Source organism: Microvirga sp. M2, assembly GCF_047497095.1.
Lineage (GTDB): Bacteria > Pseudomonadota > Alphaproteobacteria > Rhizobiales > Beijerinckiaceae > Microvirga.
On record NZ_CP134065.1, the window covers coordinates 164,483 to 182,894 of the forward strand.

The 18,412-nt window shown below is 65.4% G+C and carries 16 protein-coding genes; 15 read left to right on the plus strand and 1 reads right to left on the minus strand.

Translation table 11 applies throughout. The features are described from left to right. The first annotated feature begins 161 nt into the window (after positions 1-161). The 10 genes from RE429_RS29400 to RE429_RS29445 all read left to right on the plus strand — a co-directional run bounded on the left by RE429_RS29400 (position 162) and on the right by RE429_RS29445 (position 11,872). Entirely contained in the window at positions 162-1,352 is a 1,191-nt protein-coding gene (locus RE429_RS29400) for an acetyl-CoA C-acyltransferase (RefSeq protein ID WP_414476344.1), read from the plus strand. Positions 1,353-1,377: 25 nt separating this feature from the next. Next, the gene (locus RE429_RS29405; RefSeq protein WP_414476345.1) at positions 1,378-3,483 is read left to right on the plus strand and encodes a 3-hydroxyacyl-CoA dehydrogenase NAD-binding domain-containing protein; all 2,106 of its coding nucleotides are present in this window, start codon (positions 1,378-1,380) and stop codon (positions 3,481-3,483) included. Between the two features lie 4 nt (positions 3,484-3,487). Beyond that, positions 3,488-4,672 (plus strand): acyl-CoA dehydrogenase family protein, encoded by a 1,185-nt coding sequence (locus tag RE429_RS29410; protein ID WP_414476346.1) that lies wholly within the window; start codon positions 3,488-3,490, stop codon positions 4,670-4,672. Between the two features lie 4 nt (positions 4,673-4,676). After that, a complete protein-coding gene (locus RE429_RS29415) occupies positions 4,677-5,756 on the plus strand; it encodes an acyl-CoA dehydrogenase family protein (RefSeq protein ID WP_414476488.1) in 1,080 nt (359 codons plus the stop codon). Positions 5,757-5,797: 41 nt separating this feature from the next. Beyond that, positions 5,798-6,184 carry a PaaI family thioesterase gene (locus tag RE429_RS29420; protein WP_414476347.1) on the plus strand — a complete coding sequence of 129 codons (387 nt, stop codon included), beginning with the start codon at positions 5,798-5,800 and terminating at the stop codon, positions 6,182-6,184. Beyond that, positions 6,181-8,019 (plus strand): enoyl-CoA hydratase-related protein, encoded by a 1,839-nt coding sequence (locus tag RE429_RS29425; RefSeq protein WP_414476348.1) that lies wholly within the window; start codon positions 6,181-6,183, stop codon positions 8,017-8,019. Before RE429_RS29420 ends, RE429_RS29425 begins: the two co-directional genes overlap by 4 nt. 104 nt (positions 8,020-8,123) lie before the next feature. Further along, a complete protein-coding gene (locus tag RE429_RS29430; RefSeq protein ID WP_414476349.1) occupies positions 8,124-8,618 on the plus strand; it encodes an ATP-binding cassette domain-containing protein in 495 nt (164 codons plus the stop codon). Further along, a complete protein-coding gene (locus tag RE429_RS29435; RefSeq protein WP_414476351.1) occupies positions 8,615-9,220 on the plus strand; it encodes a hypothetical protein in 606 nt (201 codons plus the stop codon). Before RE429_RS29430 ends, RE429_RS29435 begins: the two co-directional genes overlap by 4 nt. A gap of 16 nt (positions 9,221-9,236) precedes the next feature. After that, complete coding sequence (locus RE429_RS29440; RefSeq protein WP_414476352.1) at positions 9,237-10,877, plus strand: amidohydrolase; 1,641 nt, start codon at positions 9,237-9,239, stop codon at positions 10,875-10,877. A 50-nt stretch (positions 10,878-10,927) separates the two neighbouring features. Further along, positions 10,928-11,872: a CobW family GTP-binding protein gene (locus RE429_RS29445; protein WP_414476353.1), complete on the plus strand. Its 945-nt coding sequence runs from the start codon at positions 10,928-10,930 to the stop codon at positions 11,870-11,872. Positions 11,873-11,897: 25 nt separating this feature from the next. On the opposite strand, the gene RE429_RS29450 is transcribed toward RE429_RS29445, so the two are convergent. Further along, entirely contained in the window at positions 11,898-12,650 is a 753-nt protein-coding gene (locus tag RE429_RS29450; protein WP_414476354.1) for an IclR family transcriptional regulator, read from the minus strand. Positions 12,651-12,842: 192 nt separating this feature from the next. Between RE429_RS29450 and RE429_RS29455 the strand changes: the two genes are divergently transcribed. The 5 genes from RE429_RS29455 to RE429_RS29475 all read left to right on the plus strand — a co-directional run bounded on the left by RE429_RS29455 (position 12,843) and on the right by RE429_RS29475 (position 18,384). Further along, a complete protein-coding gene (locus RE429_RS29455; RefSeq protein WP_414476355.1) occupies positions 12,843-14,216 on the plus strand; it encodes an aspartate aminotransferase family protein in 1,374 nt (457 codons plus the stop codon). Between the two features lie 67 nt (positions 14,217-14,283). Beyond that, the gene (locus tag RE429_RS29460; RefSeq protein WP_414476356.1) at positions 14,284-15,711 is read left to right on the plus strand and encodes an NAD-dependent succinate-semialdehyde dehydrogenase; all 1,428 of its coding nucleotides are present in this window, start codon (positions 14,284-14,286) and stop codon (positions 15,709-15,711) included. Between the two features lie 89 nt (positions 15,712-15,800). Then, a complete protein-coding gene (locus tag RE429_RS29465; RefSeq protein ID WP_414476357.1) occupies positions 15,801-16,982 on the plus strand; it encodes a CaiB/BaiF CoA transferase family protein in 1,182 nt (393 codons plus the stop codon). A gap of 29 nt (positions 16,983-17,011) precedes the next feature. Further along, the gene (locus RE429_RS29470) at positions 17,012-17,596 is read left to right on the plus strand and encodes a cysteine dioxygenase (RefSeq protein WP_414476359.1); all 585 of its coding nucleotides are present in this window, start codon (positions 17,012-17,014) and stop codon (positions 17,594-17,596) included. Then, positions 17,593-18,384: an enoyl-CoA hydratase/isomerase family protein gene (locus tag RE429_RS29475; protein ID WP_414476360.1), complete on the plus strand. Its 792-nt coding sequence runs from the start codon at positions 17,593-17,595 to the stop codon at positions 18,382-18,384. Before RE429_RS29470 ends, RE429_RS29475 begins: the two co-directional genes overlap by 4 nt. Positions 18,385-18,412: the final 28 nt, after the last annotated feature.

An 18,412-nucleotide genomic window follows, 5' to 3' on the forward strand; every position in this document is an offset into this window, starting at 1 on the left:
AGCTTCAAGATGGGTCTGTTCGCGATGACCGATCTCGCTCGCTCCGACGTGAGTTGGTGCATGGCGGGAAGCTGCTTGGATCCGATCTGTGGCGGCGCGAAAACCAACTGGCCGTGCAGTCACGCGCCTCAGAACGCGATTGACGGAAGGGAAGAGGCTCCATGCTCAATGGTTACATCTACGACGGTTTGCGCAGCCCCTTCGGCCGCCATGCCGGCGCGCTCGCCGACATTCGGCCGGACGACCTGGCCGCAAGGGTCGTTCGCGCCCTGGTTGCGCGCTCCGCCTCGCTGGCGGAGCGTATCGAGGATGTGGTGCTCGGCAATGTCTGCCAGTCGGGCGAGGACAGCCGCAATATCGCGCGCTTCGCCGGCCTGCTCGGCGGGGTCCGCGAAGAAGCGGGCGGACTTACGGTCAACAGGCTCTGCGGCTCGGGCATGGCCGCAGCGCTGGACGCTGCCCGCTCGGTGACCCTGGGCGAGGCCGACCTCTATCTTGCCGGCGGCGTCGAAAGCATGAGCCGCGCACCCTTCGTTCTCGCCAAATCGCCGGCGCCATGGCATCGCCAGCCGGAAATCTATGATTCCACCATCGGCACGCGTTTTCCCAACAAGGCTTTCGCCAGGGCCTTCGGCGACTACACCATGCCGCAGACCGCCGACAATCTGGCCCGCGACTATGAGATCGGCCGAGCGGAGTCCGATGCCTTCGCCCATGCCAGCCAGCAAAAGTACGAGCGCGCCCGCGCGGCTGGCTTCTTCAAGGAAGAAATCCTGCCCATAGAGCATGCAGGCCGAAAGGGCGCGACGGATATCGTCGCGGCGGACGAGCATCCTCGGCCCGACACCACGCTGGAGAAAATGGCCACGCTAAAGCCGATCTTCGAAGGCGGCGTGGTGACGGCCGCCAATGCCTCTGGCGTCAATGACGGGGCGGCCGCCCTGTTGATCGGATCGCGAACGCTCGGCCCCAAGCCGCGCGCGCGCATCGTTTCAGGCGCGATCGCCGGCGTACCGCCGCGCATTATGGGCATCGGGCCTGGTTTCGCCGTGCCCAAGGCCCTGGAGCGCGCCGGGCTGACGCTGGCCGACATGGATGTGATTGAGATCAACGAGGCCTTTGCCTCACAGGTGCTCGCCTGCTGCAAGCAACTCGGCCTCGACCCCGCCGACAGCCGCCTGAACCCCAATGGTGGAGCGATCGCCATTGGGCACCCGCTGGGCGCCTCGGGCGCGCGCATCATCCTGACGGCAATGCGCCAGCTCGAGCGGACGGGCGGCCGCTATGCCTGCCTGTCAATGTGCGTCGGCGTCGGCCAGGGCATCGCCATGATCATCGAACGCGTGGCCTGAAGACCGGATCGAACTGGAGGTCAGCATGGCTGAACAGACACAAGATGTCGTTTCAATTGAGATCGAGGGAAAGATCGGGCTCGTGCGCATTGGCAATCCGCCCGTCAATGCGCTCGGCGCGGCCGTCCGGCAAGGATTGGCGCAGGCGCTGGAAACGCTCGGGCGTGACCCGCAGGTTCAGGTCGTGGCGCTCTATGGGGCGGGCCGCGCCTTCTCGGCCGGTGCGGATATAAGGGAGTTCGGCAAGCCGCCGGTCGATCCCAGGCTTCCGGATGTCTGCGATCGCATCGAGGCCTGCGAGAAGCCGGTCATCGCCGTGGTGCATGGCACCACGTTTGGCGGGGGGCTGGAACTGGCGCTTGCCGCCCATGCGCGCATCGGCCTTGCCGATGCGCGCATGGGCTTGCCGGAAGTTACGCTCGGCCTGCTCCCGGGCGCGGGCGGCACGCAGCGCCTGCCCCGGCTGATCGCGCTCGAAGCCGCCATCGACATCATTTCCACAGGGCGCCAAGTGCCGGCAGAAGAAGCTCTGTCGCTCGGCATTCTCGACCGTCTTTCGCAGGCCGGACCGCGTCAGGCCGCGATCGAGGCCGCACAGGCCGTCCTCGACGGCTCGCTGCCGACACGGCACACGGGAGAAATCGTCGTCACGCCCGATCCGGCGATGATCGCGGCGGCCACTGCCAGACTCGGGAAGAAGCGCCCCGCCCTTGCCGCGCCGATCAAGGCAGTCGAGGCGATCTCGCATGCGGGCAGGCCGCTTCGAGAGGGGCTGAAAGCGGAACGCGCCCTCTTTATGGAGCTGATGGACAGTCCCGACCGCCAAGGTCTCATTCATTCCTTCAACGCCGAGCGTGCCGTCAAGCGGATTCCCGAAGCTGGCGCGCCGCCGCGGCCTGTCGCAAGTGCCGGCGTCATCGGAGGCGGCGCCATGGGCGTAGGGATCGCCACCGCGCTGCTGCAGGCGGGCATCCCCGTTACTCTCGTTGAAACGAACGTCGAGGTCGTCGATCAGGCCAGGGCTAAGGTGATCGGCAATCTCGACGGCGCGGTGAAGCGTGGCAGACTCACCGCGGCAGACCGCGACTGGCTCGCCGGGACGTTCGGCACGACCACGCGGCTGGAGGAACTCGCTCCGGTCGATCTGGTGATCGAGGCGGTGTTCGAGGACATCGCCGTCAAGACCGGCCTGTTCGGCCAGCTCGACCGCATCTGCAAGGCGGGTGCGATCCTTGCGACCAACACATCCTATCTCGACGTGAACACCATCGCCGCAGCGACGGCGCGGCCGCAGGACGTGATCGGCCTGCATTTCTTCTCCCCCGCCCATGTCATGCGGCTGCTGGAAGTGGTCGTCGCCGACAAGACCGCGCCTGAAATGGTCGCGACGGCCTTCGATCTGGCTTCGCGCATGAAGAAGGTGGCGGTGCGCTCGGGCGTTTGCGACGGCTTCATCGGCAACCGCATTCTTGCCCATTACCGCAAGGCGGCCGATTATATGCTCCTCGACGGCGCATCATTTGCCGAGATCGATCACGCGCTCGAGGAATTCGGCTTCGCGATGGGTCCCTTCGCCGTCGCCGACCTTGCCGGCCTCGATATCGGCTGGGCCACGCGCAAGCGCAAGGCGCCGACCCGGCCGCCCGAGGAGCGCTATGTGGCGATTGCCGATCGCATCTGCGAGGCCGGCTGGTTCGGCCGCAAGTCCGGACGCGGTTATTATCTCTATGACGATGCCGGGACGCGCGTGCCCAATCCGGACGCCCTGGCGATCGTGGCGGCCGAGCGTGCGACCGCCGGCGTCAAGGCCCGTGCCTTCACGCAGGAGGAAATCGTCGCCCGCTACATGACGGCGATGATTTCGGAAGCTACCAGCGTGGTCGAGGACGGCATCGCACTGCGTCCGATCGACGTAGATGCCGTGTTGCTGTTCGGCTACGGCTTCCCCCGCCATCTTGGCGGACCGCTCAACCATGCCGATCGCATCGGCGCGCGGCTGCTGGTCGAGCGCATTGAGGCTTATGCGCGCGAGGACGGCCATTACTGGCAGGTGCCCCGCCTCCTGCGGCAACTCGCAGAGAACGGCGGTCGCTTTGACGATCTTAACAAGGCCAACCTCGACGGTAGATAATGCCATGGATCTGGAATTCACAGCCGAGGAGCGCGCCTTCTGCGTGGAAGTCCGAAGCTTCCTGAGGCAAAACCTGCCTGCCGACATCGCTGCCAAAGTCGCGGCCGGCGAGGAGCTCGCCAAGGCCGATATCGAGCGCTGGCACGCAATCCTCAACGACCGCGGCTGGCTGGCCGCGACCTGGCCTAAGGACCATGGCGGCCCTGGCTGGAGTGCCGTCCAGCGCCACATATTCTCCGAGGAATGCGCCTTGCACGACGCTCCGCGGCTGGTGCCCTTCGGCCTCACCATGCTGGGACCGGTTCTGATCCGCTTCGGCACGCAAGCGCAGAAGCACGAACTCCTGCCACGCATCCTCGACGGTCGCGACTGGTGGTGCCAGGGCTACTCCGAGCCCGATGCCGGCTCGGACCTGGCAAGCCTTCGCACCCGCGCGGTCCGGGACGGCGACGTCTATGTCGTGAAAGGCCAGAAAACCTGGACTACGCTCGGCCAGCACGCCAACCGCATCTTCTGCCTTGTCCGCACCTCCGTGGAAGGCAAGCCGCAGGCAGGTATCAGCTTCCTGCTGATCGATCTTGACACCCCCGGCGTCGAGATGCGGCCAATCCGGCTGATCGATGGGAGTTATGAGGTCAACGAGGTTTTCTTCACCGATGTTCGGGTGCCGGTGGCAAACCGCGTCGGCGAGGAAAACCAGGGCTGGGCGATTGCCAAATATCTGTTGACCCACGAGCGCACCAACATTGCCGGCATCGGTCATGCGGCGAGGGATCTGGCGCGGTATCACACGCTTGCCGCGACCATCCGGCGCGACGGGCGCAGCCTTGCAGACAATCCGCTTCATGCCGTGCGCGCGGCGGAAATCGAGGCGGATCTCGAAGCCCTGCGCATCACCAATTTGCGCCTGCTCGCCACCGCGCGCGACGGGGCGGCGGCGGGCATCGGCAGCTCGCTGCTGAAGATCAAAGGCACGCAGATCCGCCAGGAGTTGCAGTCCCTGATCCGCTCGGCGCTCGGGCCGCTCGCGGCGGCGGATGCGAATGGCCTTGCCGACGAGGAGCTTGCAGTTCCGCCCGATGCGGCGCGCGCGGCCGCGGTCTTTTTCAACCACCGCAAACTGTCGATCTTCGGCGGATCCAACGAAATCCAGCGTAATATCGTGGCCAAGCGACTGTTCGGGGATTAACCGCATGGACTTCACCCTCTCCGAAGGGCACCGGCTTTTGTCCAGCAGCCTGCGCCGCTATTTCTCGGACACCTATGCCATCGGGCAGCGCAATGCGCAGGCCCATGCAGCGCCCTACCACGCGCCAAGTGTCTGGTCAGACCTGGCGGCTCTCGGCGTCACTGGCGGTTTCGTCGATGAAGCGCAAGGAGGTTTCGGCGGCGCAGCCGAGGACGTGACCGTGATTTTCGAGGAGGTTGGGCGCGCGCTCTGCCCGGAACCGCTCCTCGGCACCTTGATGGGCGTCCGGCTGCTTGCCTGTTTCGGCCGACATGATCTGGTTGAGGCGATCGTCTCCGGCCAGAGCCGGGCAGCCCTTGCCGTGTTCGAGCCGCAGGCAGCCTGCGATCTCGGCTCCATCGAGGCGCAAGCACGCCAAGTCGAGGACGGATGGCTGCTTTCAGGCCGTAAATCCGCCGTCTACGGCGCGCCGAGCGCGGAGCTCGTGCTGGTCGCGGCGCGCATTGATGCCGAATTCGGCCTGTTTCTGCTTCGCGATCCCGCTTTGATTTCGGCCGCCATGATCGATGGCGGCGGCGTGGCCGACATCGTCATGGGCGAACTGCCGGCGGAGCGCCTTGGCGAAACGGCCATGCCCGTGCTCGAGGATGCGCTCGACCTTGGGCGCATTGCGCTTTGCGCCGAAGCGGTGGGCGCGATGGACCGGCTGATCGAAATGACGATCGGCCATGTCCGACAGCGACGGCAGTTCGGCCGCGCGCTTATGTCGTTCCAGGCGCTCCGCCACCGCGTGGTCGATATGGTGATGGAACTGGAGCAGTGCCGGTCCATCACCATCCGCGCTGTTGCCAGCTTCGGTACGCCCGAGCAGGCGCGCCATACGGCAATGGCCAAGAACCTCATCGGCCGAACGGGCGTTAGGATCGCCGAGGAAGCGATCCAGCTGCATGGTGGCATCGGCATGACCTGGGATTATCCCGGGTCGCATTACGCCAAGCGGCTGGTCATGATCGACCACCAGCTCGGCGACCGCCACGACCACGCATTGCGCCTTGCCGCCATGCCGCGAAAGGCCGGGGCGTGACGGTGGGCCCGGGGCACGATCGGGCAGCCGACGCGGCCGACATGCTGCCTGTGGATCACTCAGGCGCACGCGCCCTTGTCGGCTACCGCTCGACTATGTCCCAGGGCGAAGGCGGCGAATGCACCCTGTCCGTCGAGCCGCGGCATCTCAACAGGATGGGCGTCCTGCACGGGGGCTTCGTCTCCATGCTGCTCGACAATAGCTGCGGCGTCGCCGTGCGCAACGCGCTTGGCAATCCCGACGCCGCGCTGGTCACTGCCACGCTGACCGTGAACTTCATCGCCGGCGCGCGTGGCGGCCGGGTCACTGCGACCGGCCATGTCACTGGCGGCGGCCACAGCCTGAAGTTCGCTGAGGCGAAGCTGCACGATCAGGACGGCCGCCTGCTCGCGACCGCCATCGCCACGTTCAAGATCATCCGCAAATGACGAAAGGCAACGCAGCGACCATGGCGGAGCCTGTCCATGACCCCGTATCGGCCGATCTTGCCGGCCGGACCCTTGTGCTGACGCTGAAGACGCCCGGAAAGCCCAATGTGCCCGGCGTGCCGATGTATCGCCGGCTGACGGCACTGCTCGGCGACGCGCGAAGCGATCCCGACATCGCCAATGTCATTCTTCAGGGTGCGGAGGGCTCCTTCTGCGCCGTAGACGATTTGCGCATCCTGTCCGAGGGGGGCCCGCTTTCCGTGTCGCAGCGCGGGGAAGGCATCGAGGAGCTGCACCGGCTGGTGCGACTGCTTCGGGCATTTCCCAAGCCGGTGATCGCCGCGATCGAGGGCGGCGCCGTCGGCGCCGGGGCCTCGCTCGCTTTTGCCGCCGACATGATCGTCGCCGCCGAAAACAGCTACTTTGCGCTCTCCAACGCGAAGGCCGGCCAGGTGCCGGATGGCGGCGTCACGGGTTTCCTCGACCCAGCGCTGCCACCGCAATCCGCCGCCGAAATGGCCCTGCTGGGCGAGCGCGTCCCAGCGGCCAGGCTGGCCGCCATGGGCGTGGTCAATCGTCTGGCCCCGGCAGGGCGCGCGCTTGACACGGCCCTCGATCTGGCGGCCGAAACGGCGCGCGGGGCGAGAGAGGCGCAATCGGGAATGCTGGCGCTGCTCGATGCGGCGGGCCGGGGGGATCTTGAGGCGCAGCTCGACCGCGAGAAACGCGCCATAACCCGCGCGCTCGGATTCGTTGAAGCCGCCGCCGGAATTGCCGCCTCCAAGGAGAAATGCGTACCGACTTTTCCGACCCCGGCTGCGTCCGAACCGCCAAGCCGGGCGGCGGTCGAAACCGATGTGACGCGACTGTTCGGCACCCGCCTCCCCATCGTCGCCGGTGGCCTGATGTGGCTTGCCGATGCCGGCTATGTCGCTGCGGCCGCCAAAGCGGGCATCACAGGCTTCATCACCGCCGCAAGTTTCGCCGATCCCGGCGCTCTGCGCGCCGAGATCCGGCGCTGCCGCGACATGGCGGACGGCCTGCCCTTCGGCGTGAACATTTCCATGCTGCCCAAGCTGGTCGAGGGCGAGCGCACCCGGCAAATCTTCGAGCTGGTGGCAGAGGAAGGCGTCGCCTTCATCGAAACCTCCGGGCGCAGCCCAGAAACCTATCTGCCGATCGCCCGTGCTGCCGGCATCAAGGTCCTGCACAAGGTGTCGAGCCTGCGCCATGCCGTGAAAGCCCAGAGCATTGGAGTGGACGCCGTTTCCATCGTCGGCGCGGAATGCGGCGGCCATCCCGGCGTCGAGATGATCGGCAGCATGGTGAATGCCGGCCTCGCCGCCTCACGTCTCACGATTCCATGGCTGATTGGCGGCGGCATCGGCACGGGCGCGCAGGTGGCGGCCGTGCTGGCGATGGGCGGGGCGGGCGTGGTGATCGGTACGCGCTTCCTTGTTGCCGACGAGGTCCGGGCTCATCCGGATTACAAGCAGGCGCTGATCGACGCTACGGAACGGGATACGGAGCTGGGCATGCACACAGTGCGCAACACCGTCCGGGCGCTGGCCAACGATACGATGCGGGAGCTGCGCCAGATCGAGACGGAACGACCCGATGTGACCATTCAGGATCTGCTGCCGCTGGTGAGCGGCAAGATTGCACGCCAGGCTTATGAGACGGGTGATATCACCCGCGGCGTCCTGTCGGCGGGCCAAAGCCTGGGCGCCATCACTGGAACCGCTCCGCTGAGCGGCATCGTGGGCGAGCTCGAAGAGGATATGGTTGCCGCGCTGCGGCGCGCAGGCGGGCTGCTTTCGGCTTCCACGTCCTGATCCGCTTTTCAGACGCGCATAGCCTTGGACTTGCTTCAGACATGGGACTGCTTGCGAATTCATCGTGCTGGGATGGGAGGCATCATGAGGTTGGTGTTTGCGCCATGACGGCCTGCCTGCGCCAGGTGCGCGGCAATGAACGCGCGATGACCGCCCATGAGCCGATGACCTCGCTCAATCCGGTGTTCCGGATCGGCGAGCGGATCGTCGCCCCCCTGCTTCAGCACCGAAAGGCGCGCAACCGTGCCGAGGCGCGCGAGCTGGAGCCTATGCTCATGGTGCAGCTACCGTCGCCAAAACGGCGCGTGGACGCCTATCTGCACCACTTGTCGGGAGGAATGCGCCAGCGCGTCATGATCGCCATGGCGCTGGCTCGCGAGCCAGTCCTGCTGATCGCGGGCCTTCCGAGGGCGTGCGACGCGACCGTGCAGGCGCAGAGCTTCGATCTTTTGCACGACCTGAAGAAGGCCATGACCTCGATCGTGCTCATCACCGACGATATGGGCACGATTGCGGAGATGGCCGGCACTGTTGCAATGGCGCATGCCGAGCGGCAGCGCACGGCCTGCTGGCTGATGGAGGAGGGGGGCGGGGCATGAGCACCCCGGCAAAAAAGGAAGTGCCGCGCGTCGAACATATGCATGGACGCTTTGACATCGGCCGCAAGGGCCTGCTCGCCAAGCCGTCGCTGGCCTCTGCGGTGGACGGGGTCAGCGTCCACACAGGCAAGGGCACGACCTTCGGCATCGCCCCCGCGCTGTCCCGCCAACCCGACTTCATCATTCGCGACGAGCCCGTATCGGCGCCCGATGTCGCGATCCGGGCGAAGATACTCAATCTCCTGCGCCGGCTGCAGGACGAGTTCGGCCTGATCGATCTCTTCATCGCGCCCAATCTCGGCGGCGCCCAGCATATAGGCGGCGAGGTCGCCGAGATGTATCTCGGCACGATCGTCGAGCAGGCGGACCGCGTCCGGCTGTTTTCGCGCCTGCGCCGTCCCTGTCCCCATGTGTCGATCTCGGCCGTTCCGCGCATCCGCGGCGGCCGCGAGCGCGTGCCGCTGCCCTACGCCCAGCCGGTTTGCCGCAGCCGGGCGCAGGAACTGCGCCCCAAGATGGGCGGGCGCAGGGCCGCCTGCCACCTGATCGGCGACGGCGGCGGCGCCCCTCACGAGAAAGAGCCCGCGGCTCTATCCATCTGACGGGAGTTTCAAGGCTATGACCCAGACCACGACGATCTACCGCGCACGGCGCATCCGCACGATGAACCCGTCGAACCCAGTTGCAAGCCACGTAGCGGTGCGGGCGGGCCGGATCGTCGGCGCGGGCAGCCTTGAGGAACTGAAGACCATCGGTCCCTTCGTGCTCGACGATCGGTTCGCTGACAAGGTGCTGCTCCCGGGTTTCGTGGAGGGGCACTGCCATGTCAGCGAGGGCGCCTTCTGGCGCTATGTCTATTGCGGCTATTTCGACCGTAGCGACCCGGACGGGAAAATCTGGGAGGGCCTGAAATCGCTCGATGCCGTCGTGGCCCGGCTCCGCGACCGCGCAGGCGAGCTTGGCGACAGGCCCGCCCCCATCCTCGGCTGGAGCTTCGATCCGCTCTATTTCGGCAGCGAGCGCTGCACGCGCGCCGATCTGGATCGCGCTTCGGCAATCCGTCCAGTCGGCATCCTGCACGCCAGCGGCCATATCATGAACGTGAATACGCCGGCGCTTCAGGCGGCGGGGCTTATGCGCGAGGGAATCCGCCATGACGGCATCCCGCTTGGCGCCGACGGCCTGCCGACGGGCGAGATGAAGGGTCCGGAAGCGGTCGGCCTGGTCAGTTCGCATGTCGGCTTCGACCGCAACGTCATGTCGACCGACGAGGCCGCCATCCTTGCCTTCTCTCGCCTGTGCGTGCGCAGCGGTGTCACCACCGCGACGGACTTGGCTGCGCCGCTTCCGCCCGAGGCTGTTGAAATACTGCTGCGGGTGACCGGCCGGGCCGATTTTCCGACGCGGATTGTTCCCTTGCGGCGCTTCGGTACAAGCACGCCAGCCGAACTGATCGAAGCGGCGGTCGGCTTGCGCAGCCGCGCCACCGACCAGTTGCGCCTTGGCGCGGTCAAGATCCATGTCGATGGTTCGATCCAGGGCTTTTCGGCGCGGCTGCGCCAGCCCGGTTATCACAATGGCGCGCCCAACGGCATGTGGTACACGACACCGGAGCATCTTGAAGAGGCGTTGAGCCTGGCTCTCCGACACGACATATTGGTCCATCTCCACACCAATGGCGACGAAGCGACCGAACTGGTGCTCGACAAGCTGGAACTCGCCCTTCGCCGGCATCCGAGCCCGGACCACCGCTTCACGCTTCAACATTGCCAGCTTGCCGACACCGCACAGTTTCGGCGCATGAGGCGGCTGGGCTTATGCGTCAATCTGTTCTCCAATCACCTCTACTACTGGGGTGAGCAGCATTATGCGCAGACGGTCGGCCCCGAACGAGCAAGAAGGATGAATGCCTGCGCAACGGCGCTGCGCGAAGGGGTCCCGATGGCGATCCATTCGGATGCGCCGGTGACGCCGCTCGGGCCGCTCTTCACCGCCCAATGCGCAATGCTGCGCGAAACGCCGACCGGCCGCGTGCTGGGCGAGCATGAACGCATCGGCCGGGAAGAAGCGCTCCATGCCATAACGCTCGGCGCCGCCTTCACCCTGAAGCTCGACGGGGAGATCGGCTCCATCGAAGCCGGCAAGAAGGCGGACTTCGCGGTCCTCGAACAGGATCCGATGGAACCGGACGGGCAGCGGCTCAGCGATATAGCCGTGTGGGGAGTGGTGCAGGGAGGGCGCGTTCTCGCGGCCGCTTGATCGGTCGCGTGCGCAATGCAATATCGGCCTGCCGCGGCCCACAAGCCGCAATGCAGCTCCGGATCAAGGGCTTCGCCATGTCCACACTGCCCGTTATCGTCATCGGCGGCTATCTTGGCGCCGGCAAGACGACGCTGATCAACCGGCTGCTGCGCAACGCAGCTGGGCGGCGAATCGCGGTCCTGGTCAACGAATTCGGTGAATTGGCGATCGACGCCGATCTGATCGAGGGTGAGGAGGACGGCGTCATCGGCATCGCGGGCGGGTGCGTTTGCTGTTCCTATGGCTCCGATCTGGTCGAGGGGCTGCGGGCATTGCAGCAAAAATTCAAGCCGAATATCCTTCTGATAGAGGCGAGCGGCGTCGGCCTGCCGGCCGCCATCGCGCAGACCGTGGAACTGGTGCCGGGCTATCGCGTGCGCGGCGTTGTCGTTTTGCTGGATGCCGGGCGCATCCTGGCCCAGGCCGCCGATCTCTATCTGGCTGATACGGTGCGAAACCAAGCGCGCGCGGCCGATCTTCTGTTGCTCAACAAGGCGGACGTGGTTGACGGCGACACGCTGGACTGGGTGCGCCTCTGGGCCGCGGAACATTGCCCCGGCGTTCCCGTCGTCGAAACGACGGACACGGATATTCCAGTGGCGCTTCTGCTGGATGGCGGGCCCTCCGGCGACATGTGGCGGCAGGTCGGCGCGCATGGAGCGCATGGCGCGCATATCCGCCATTTCAGCCAAGCTTGCCGGCTGGCCTTTCCCATCGAGCCCGAGACGCTGGCGCGCGAACTGGCGAAGCCGGACCTCCAGCTGGCCCGCGCGAAGGGCATCGCCACGGCAGCGTCAGGCCAGCGATGCGTCATCCAGGTGACCGAGGGCCGCTGGCAGATCGCGCCGGCCACGAAGGCGCCGCAGGTGCCGGACGGCCTGGTTTGCATTCGCCGCGATGAACCGCCGGATCCGGACGAGATCGAGCGGCGCATCCATTTGGCGCGGACATAGAGCAATTCCCGGCGGCCGAACCGCTTTACGCGCCCCGATAGCCGATTCTGCCGGATATTTCGCGGCCGGCCCGCATCACCATTTCCGCAAGCGCCTCGCAGCGACCTTCCTGGTCGAAATGAAATTCCGGGCCGGAAACGCCGATCGCCGCGATGACGTTGGAGGAGGCCCCGCGGATCGCCGTAGCGATGCCCCAGACATTGTCGCGCCATTCGCCGCGATTGAGGGTGTAGCCGCGCTGGCGCGACGTCATCAGCTCGCGCCGCAACTCTTCCGGATCGACAATGGTATTTTTGGAATGGCGATTGAGATGAGCCAGGATCGGCCTGAGCTCGTCTTCCGGTAAATAGCAGAGCATCGCCTTGCCGGTCGCGACGCAATAGGCCGGCGCCCGGCCGCCTATGCGCGTATAGGCGCCGATCGCCGCCGGACTGTCGATCTTGTCGATGTAGATCACCTCGCCGTTTTCAAGGACGGACAGGTGAACCGACTCGCGCGCCTCATTGGCCAGCCGGCGAAGCACGTCGGAAGCATGCGTCCGGATATCCATCCGCCCGACGATGGCGGAGCCGAGTTCCCACAGTTTCAGGCTCGGACCGTATTCGCGCGATTTCGGATCCTGACGCAGATAGCCGGCATGTTCGAGAGTCTTCAGCACGCGGTGAGCGTTGCTTTTGGTGAGGTCGAGCTCTGCGGCGATATCGGTGATGCGAACGCCGCCTTCGCGCGCAGCGACGTGTTCCAGCACATTCAGCCCCTTCAGCAAGGTCTTGTCCATCTAGGTTCTCCCCGGTCTTGCAAACACGGATCGTCATATTCCCAAAGTGAGACTTGACATCGGGCATGTCCGATGGTCATCGTATCATCATTCGGCATCAAGTTCTGAATAATAGGATTACCTCTGATCGAGGCCGAAAGAAAGAAAAATCTTACCCTTCGGACTGCCACTGAAGGGCCTTGAGGAACCACGATGAACGCGCGCAGCAATTCCAACTCCGTCAACGATATCGCAAGTCTCATCCACCCCTATTCCAACTTGGCGCGCCATGGCGAAGTTGGGCCGGTGATCATGACGCGCGGCGACGGCGTGTTCGTCGAGGACGATCAGGGCCGCCGCTATCTGGAGGGCATGTCCGGCCTGTGGTCTGCCTCGCTCGGCTTCAGCGAGCGCCGTCTGGTCGATGCCGCGATGCGCCAGCTGGAAAAGCTGCCCTATTATCATCTGTTCAATCATCGCTCGGTGGAGCCGTCGATCGAGCTTGCCGAGCGGCTGCTCGACATCGCGCCCAAGGGCCTCGGCAAGGTGTTGTTCGCCAATTCTGGCTCCGAGGCGAACGACCAGGCGATCAAGCTGGTCTGGTATTACAACAATGCGCTGGGACGGCAGCAGAAGAAGAAGATCATCTCGCGCTGGCGCGGCTATCATGGCGTGACCATTGCCGCAGGCAGCCTGACTGGGCTGCCCGCCAACCATGCCGATTTCGATCTGCCGATCGCCAATATCCTGCATACGGACGCCCCGAGCCATTTCCACAATGCGCTGCCCGGCGAGAGCACCACGGAATTCGCCGCCCGCCTGGTGAACAATCTCGAGCAGCTCATCCTGAAAGAGGGGCCGGAAACAGTTGCGGCCTTCATCGCCGAGCCGGTATGCGGTTCGGGCGGGGTGATCGTGCCGCCGGAGGGCTATTTCGCCGGCGTCCAGAAGGTCCTGAAGAAATACGACATATTGTTTATCGCCGACGAGGTGATCTGCGGTTTCGGCCGAACCGGCAACATGTTCGGCTGCAAAACCTACGATATCAGGCCCGACATCATGACGGTGGCCAAGGCGCTTTCCTCATCCTACCTGCCGATTTCGGCGACAATCGTCAGCGACGAGATCCACGCCGCTATGATCGAGCAGAGCCGCAAGCTTGGCGGCTTCGCGCATGGCGTGACCTATTCGGGCCATCCCGTCTGCGCCGCCGTCGCGGTCGAGACCCTCAAGATCTATGAGGAGCGCGACATTGTCGGCCATGTCCGCCAAGTGTCGAAGCGGTTCCAGCAGCGCCTCCAGGCGATGGCCGAGCGGCCCTATGTCGGCGAGGCGCGCGGCATCGGTCTCATCGGCGCAGTCGAGCTCGTCAGCGACAAGAAGGCCAAGACGCCGTTCGATCCGAAACTGGCGATCGGCGCGGGCCTGCAGGCCAAAGCCATGGAAAACGGCGTGATCGTGCGGGCGCTCCGCGAATGCATCGCTTTCTGTCCGCCGCTCATCATCGACGAGGCACAGATCGACATGCTGTTCGACGGCATCGAGAAGGCGTTTGACGCTTTCGAGCGCACGATGCAGGCGGCTTGACGCCTGCGCGCGCACCTTACCGGCAAAAGCGCCGATAGCTCCCAAGCAGTGCGGAAGGAACGACCGAATGGTTGAGCATGGACTCTTTATCGACGGAAGCTGGCGCAGAGGCGGCGACCGCGCCCTGGTCGAGGTTCTGGACCCCGCCACCGAAACCGTCGTCGCGACCGTGCCAGCGGCGACGACGGCTGATCTGGACGAGGCGCTGCAGGCGGCTGAGCGCAGCTTTCCCGCATGGGCGGCGCGCCCGGCGATAGACCGCGCGAAGATCCTGCACGATGCGGCGTCCGCGCTGCGCAGCCTCCGGAACGACATCGCCGCCATTCTGACCCGCGAGCAGGGCAAGCCGTTGGCAGAGGCCGCCGGCGAGGTGGCCAATGCCGCCGACATCATGGACTGGTTTGCCGAAGAGGCGCGCCGCTCCTACGGCCGCATCATTCCGGCGCGGGGAGCCGGTGTCAGCCAGCAGGCGTTGCGCGAGCCGGTTGGTCCGGTCGCGGCCTTCAGCCCCTGGAATTTCCCTGTGTCGCAGGCGGTGCGCAAGATCGGCGCGGCGCTTGCCGCCGGGTGCACCATCATCATCAAGGGCCCAGAGGAAGCGCCGGGCGCCGTTTGCGAGGTTGCGCGCATTCTGTCCGAGGCCGGCGTTCCGGCGGGCGCGCTCAACCTGGTTTTCGGCGATCCGCCCGCGATCTCGTCTCACCTGATCCCGGCTCCGCAGATCCGTAAAGTGTCTTTCACCGGCTCCGTTGCGGTCGGCAAGCAGCTTGCGGCGCTGGCTGGCCTGCATATGAAGCGCACCACGATGGAGCTTGGCGGCCATGCGCCGGTCATCGTGTTCGACGATGTCGAACTCAGCAAGGTCGCCACGCAGCTCGCCACTTACAAATACCGTAATGGCGGTCAGGTCTGCATCTCGCCGACCCGCTTCTTCGTGCATGAAAAAGCCTATGACGGATTTTTGGAGGCTTTCGTTGCCAAGGCGAAGTCCATCCGCGTCGGAGCGGGTGCCAGCGATATCGACATGGGCCCGCTGGCGACCCGACGCCGCGTAGAGGCCGTCGACGGCCTGATCCGTGAGGCCGTGCAGGACGGCGCGAAGCTTCACGCCGGCGGCCAGCGTCTCAACAATGTCGGTTATTTCTATGCCCCGACGGTGCTCGGGGACGTGCCGGCGCAAAGCCGCATCATGAATGAGGAGCCCTTCGGTCCGGTGGCGCTGATCAACCGGTTCGAGGACGAGGAAGAGGTCATCGCGCGCGCCAACGCCACGCCGTACGGACTTGCCGGCTATGCCTTCACGGAGTCCTCGCGCCGCGCCGCTCTCGTCAGCGCGCGCGTCAGAGTCGGCATGATGTCGATCAATCATCTCGGGCTCGGCCCGATCGAGACGCCCTTCGGCGGCGTCGGCGACAGCGGCCATGGGCGCGAAGGCGGCTCAGAAGGGCTGGACGCTTATCTTGAGACCAAATTCGTCAGCCATTTCGCGGGCTGACCGCTTTGGCCGGAATCCGATGCGGGGCCGGCAAGGCGGCCTGGAAGGGCCGCGGGCCGCGCAGCAAAGCAACACTGCAGAATAGGGACTTGGAGAGGAAATTGACAGATAGCAAACCCAGCGCGACCGCACCGCTTGCCGGCATACGGGTCGTCGAGTTTTGCCATGTAGCCGCCGGCCCCTTCTGTTCCATGCTTCTGGCAGACATGGGCGCCGACGTTATCAAGATCGAGTCGCCGGGCGGGGACACGATGCGGCAATGGCCGCCGCTTACCGAAGGTTTCAGCGAAAACTTCGCCTCTTTGAACCGCAACAAGCGCTCGATTGCGCTGAACCTGAAAGATCCGGCCGACAACGCGGCCGCAGTCAAGTTGGTCGAAAGTGCCGACGTGGTGGTCGAGAACAACCGGCCGGGCGCGATGAAGCGTCTCAACCTAGGCTATGAGCGCTTCGCCGCAACCTCGCCGAAGCTGATCTATTGCTCGCTTTCCGCATTCGGCCAGCAAGGGCCGCGTTCTTCCGAGGGTGGCTTCGACCTCACCGTGCAGGCCATGTCGGGCATCATGAGCGTGACGGGGGAGGCGGACGGCGAGCCGGTCAAATGCGGCATCCCGATCTCGGATTTCGCAACCGGCCTCTATGGCGCCTTCGCGATCAGCTCGCTTCTGGCGCGCGTGCGCGCCGGCGGCAAAGGCGGGCATATCGACGTCTCGATGCTCGGCGCCAGCCTGGCGGTGGGCGCATTGCAGACGAGCGAATATTTCGGCAGCGGCAAGGACCCGCGCGCATTGGGGGCGGCCCATCCGCGCAACGCCCCCTATCAGGCCTTCAGCGCGTCCGACGGAAATTTCGTCCTCGCCGCCGGCAATGACGGGCTTTGGAAATCCGTCTGCGAGGTCGTGGGCAGGATGGACCTTTTCGAGGATGCGCGCTTCCGCTCCACCATCGATCGCGCCCGGCACCAGGAAGCCTTGGCGATCATCCTCAATGGTGAGTTCGCGCGCGAAACGGTAGACAGCGTTCTGGACAAGCTCCGTCGGGCCGGCGTTCCCTGCAGCAGCATCAACACCTATTCACAGGCGCTAAACGATCCGCAGGTCGCCTTCATGGGATTTGTCGAGGCGCTCGAATTGCCGAACGGAGCCATGACGCAAACCTTTGGCAGTCCCATCCGCATCGACGGCGAGGCGCCGAAGATCTACCGGCGTCCCCCCTTGCTGGGCGAGCACGGGGACAGCGTGCTGGGCCCGCTCTCTGCGGCCGCCAAATAGACCTAACGACAATGAATGAAGGTGACGCAATGAGCGCTAACCCTGCGAGACTGAGAACCTTTCTGGCGCAGATGAGCAAGCTGATGGAAGAGGCCGGCAATGACGAGGCCGTCCTACTCAATCGCGGCAAGGAACATCTCGAGGCGCTGGTGGCGCACGACGACTGGCTGCCGGAGCAGTATGCCAAGCCGAATCCGGATCGCTACCAGCAATATCTTCTCTATTGCGATCCGCAGGAGCGCTTCTGCGTGGTCAGCTTCGTCTGGGGGCCGGGCCAGGAAACGCCGATCCACAACCACACGACATGGGGTCTTGTCGGCATGCTGCGCGGGTCTGAGATCTCGCAGTCCTATTCGATGCAGGACGACAGGCCGGTCGCCGGTGAAACCGAGCGGCTCGATCCGGGCGAGGTCGTCATGGTTTCTCCCGATATCGGCGACATCCACAAGGTCTGGAACGCCCGCGAGAACGAGGCCTCGATCAGCATCCATGTCTATGGCGGCGATATCGGGGCGATTTCGCGGAACGTCTTCCCGCCCGAAGGCGGCATGAAGACCTTCATCTCGGGCTATTCCAACACAGTCCTGCCCAATGTCTGGGGCGTCCAGGCGTGAGCAAGCCGCTTGTCGTCAGCGAGCGCGGCGGCCGTTGCAACCTGGTGCTGACGCGCTCCGAGCGCGGCAACAGCCTGTCGGTCGATCTCGTGGAGGCCATGCATGAGGCGCTCGACAGCACAGCGCGCAACGGCGTCAAGCTGTTGGTCATCGAGGGAGAAGGTCGCAATTTCTGCACCGGCTTCGATCTCGCCGGGTTGGAGGATACGGCCGATGGGGAGCTTCTTGCGCGCTTTGTGCGCATAGAGGAGCTTTTGGCGCGCATCTGGTCGGCGCCCTTCACGACGCTGGCGGTGGCGCATGGCCGCACCTTCGGCGCGGGGGCCGACCTGTTCGCCGCCTGTTCGGTGCGGTTGGCCTTGCCGGATGCGAGCTTCAGCTTCCCCGGCGCCGCCTTCGGCCTGGTTCTGGGCACGAGACGGCTGGCGCAGCGCATCGGCGAGGACGCGGCCCTCTCGGTCATCACCGGAGGCGACGTCATCGATGCCGAGCGGGCGGCAAGGCTCGGTCTGGCGACCCGTATCGTCCAGCCGGAGGATCTGGACGCGGCACTGGCAAGCATCGAGCGCGCCGCGGTGCGGCTCGACGCCCATACGATCGCCGCCCTCAGGCAGGCAGCCGGCGGAAGCGGGATCGACCTTGATCGCGATCTCGCCGCGCTGGTGCGCTCTGCCGCCCGGCCGGGACTCGTGCAGCGGATCATCGCCTATCGCGCAAAGGCGCAGGACAAGAGCAAGACAGACCGGGCTGCGGCCGCGGCCACATCCCAGGAAGGGGCAGTTCGATGAATGCAGTTTCGCCAATCGCGAATGCTGG

Bases quoted from the DNA above. Each gene is read 5' to 3' on its own strand.
- RE429_RS29430 (WP_414476349.1), top strand. From the start codon at position 8,124: ATGACGGCCTGCCTGCGCCAGGTGCGCGGCAATGAACGCGCGATGACC.
- RE429_RS29405 (WP_414476345.1), top strand. From the start codon at position 1,378: ATGGCTGAACAGACACAAGATGTCGTTTCAATTGAGATCGAGGGAAAG.
- RE429_RS29425 (WP_414476348.1), top strand. From the start codon at position 6,181: ATGACGAAAGGCAACGCAGCGACCATGGCGGAGCCTGTCCATGACCCC.
- RE429_RS29415 (WP_414476488.1), top strand. From the start codon at position 4,677: ATGGACTTCACCCTCTCCGAAGGGCACCGGCTTTTGTCCAGCAGCCTG.
- RE429_RS29470 (WP_414476359.1), top strand. From the start codon at position 17,012: ATGAGCGCTAACCCTGCGAGACTGAGAACCTTTCTGGCGCAGATGAGC.
- RE429_RS29460 (WP_414476356.1), top strand. From the start codon at position 14,284: ATGGTTGAGCATGGACTCTTTATCGACGGAAGCTGGCGCAGAGGCGGC.
- RE429_RS29410 (WP_414476346.1), top strand. From the start codon at position 3,488: ATGGATCTGGAATTCACAGCCGAGGAGCGCGCCTTCTGCGTGGAAGTC.
- RE429_RS29455 (WP_414476355.1), top strand. From the start codon at position 12,843: ATGAACGCGCGCAGCAATTCCAACTCCGTCAACGATATCGCAAGTCTC.
- RE429_RS29445 (WP_414476353.1), top strand. From the start codon at position 10,928: ATGCAGCTCCGGATCAAGGGCTTCGCCATGTCCACACTGCCCGTTATC.
- RE429_RS29450 (WP_414476354.1), bottom strand. From the start codon at position 12,650: ATGGACAAGACCTTGCTGAAGGGGCTGAATGTGCTGGAACACGTCGCT.
- RE429_RS29400 (WP_414476344.1), top strand. From the start codon at position 162: ATGCTCAATGGTTACATCTACGACGGTTTGCGCAGCCCCTTCGGCCGC.
- RE429_RS29440 (WP_414476352.1), top strand. From the start codon at position 9,237: ATGACCCAGACCACGACGATCTACCGCGCACGGCGCATCCGCACGATG.
- RE429_RS29420 (WP_414476347.1), top strand. From the start codon at position 5,798: ATGCTGCCTGTGGATCACTCAGGCGCACGCGCCCTTGTCGGCTACCGC.
- RE429_RS29435 (WP_414476351.1), top strand. From the start codon at position 8,615: ATGAGCACCCCGGCAAAAAAGGAAGTGCCGCGCGTCGAACATATGCAT.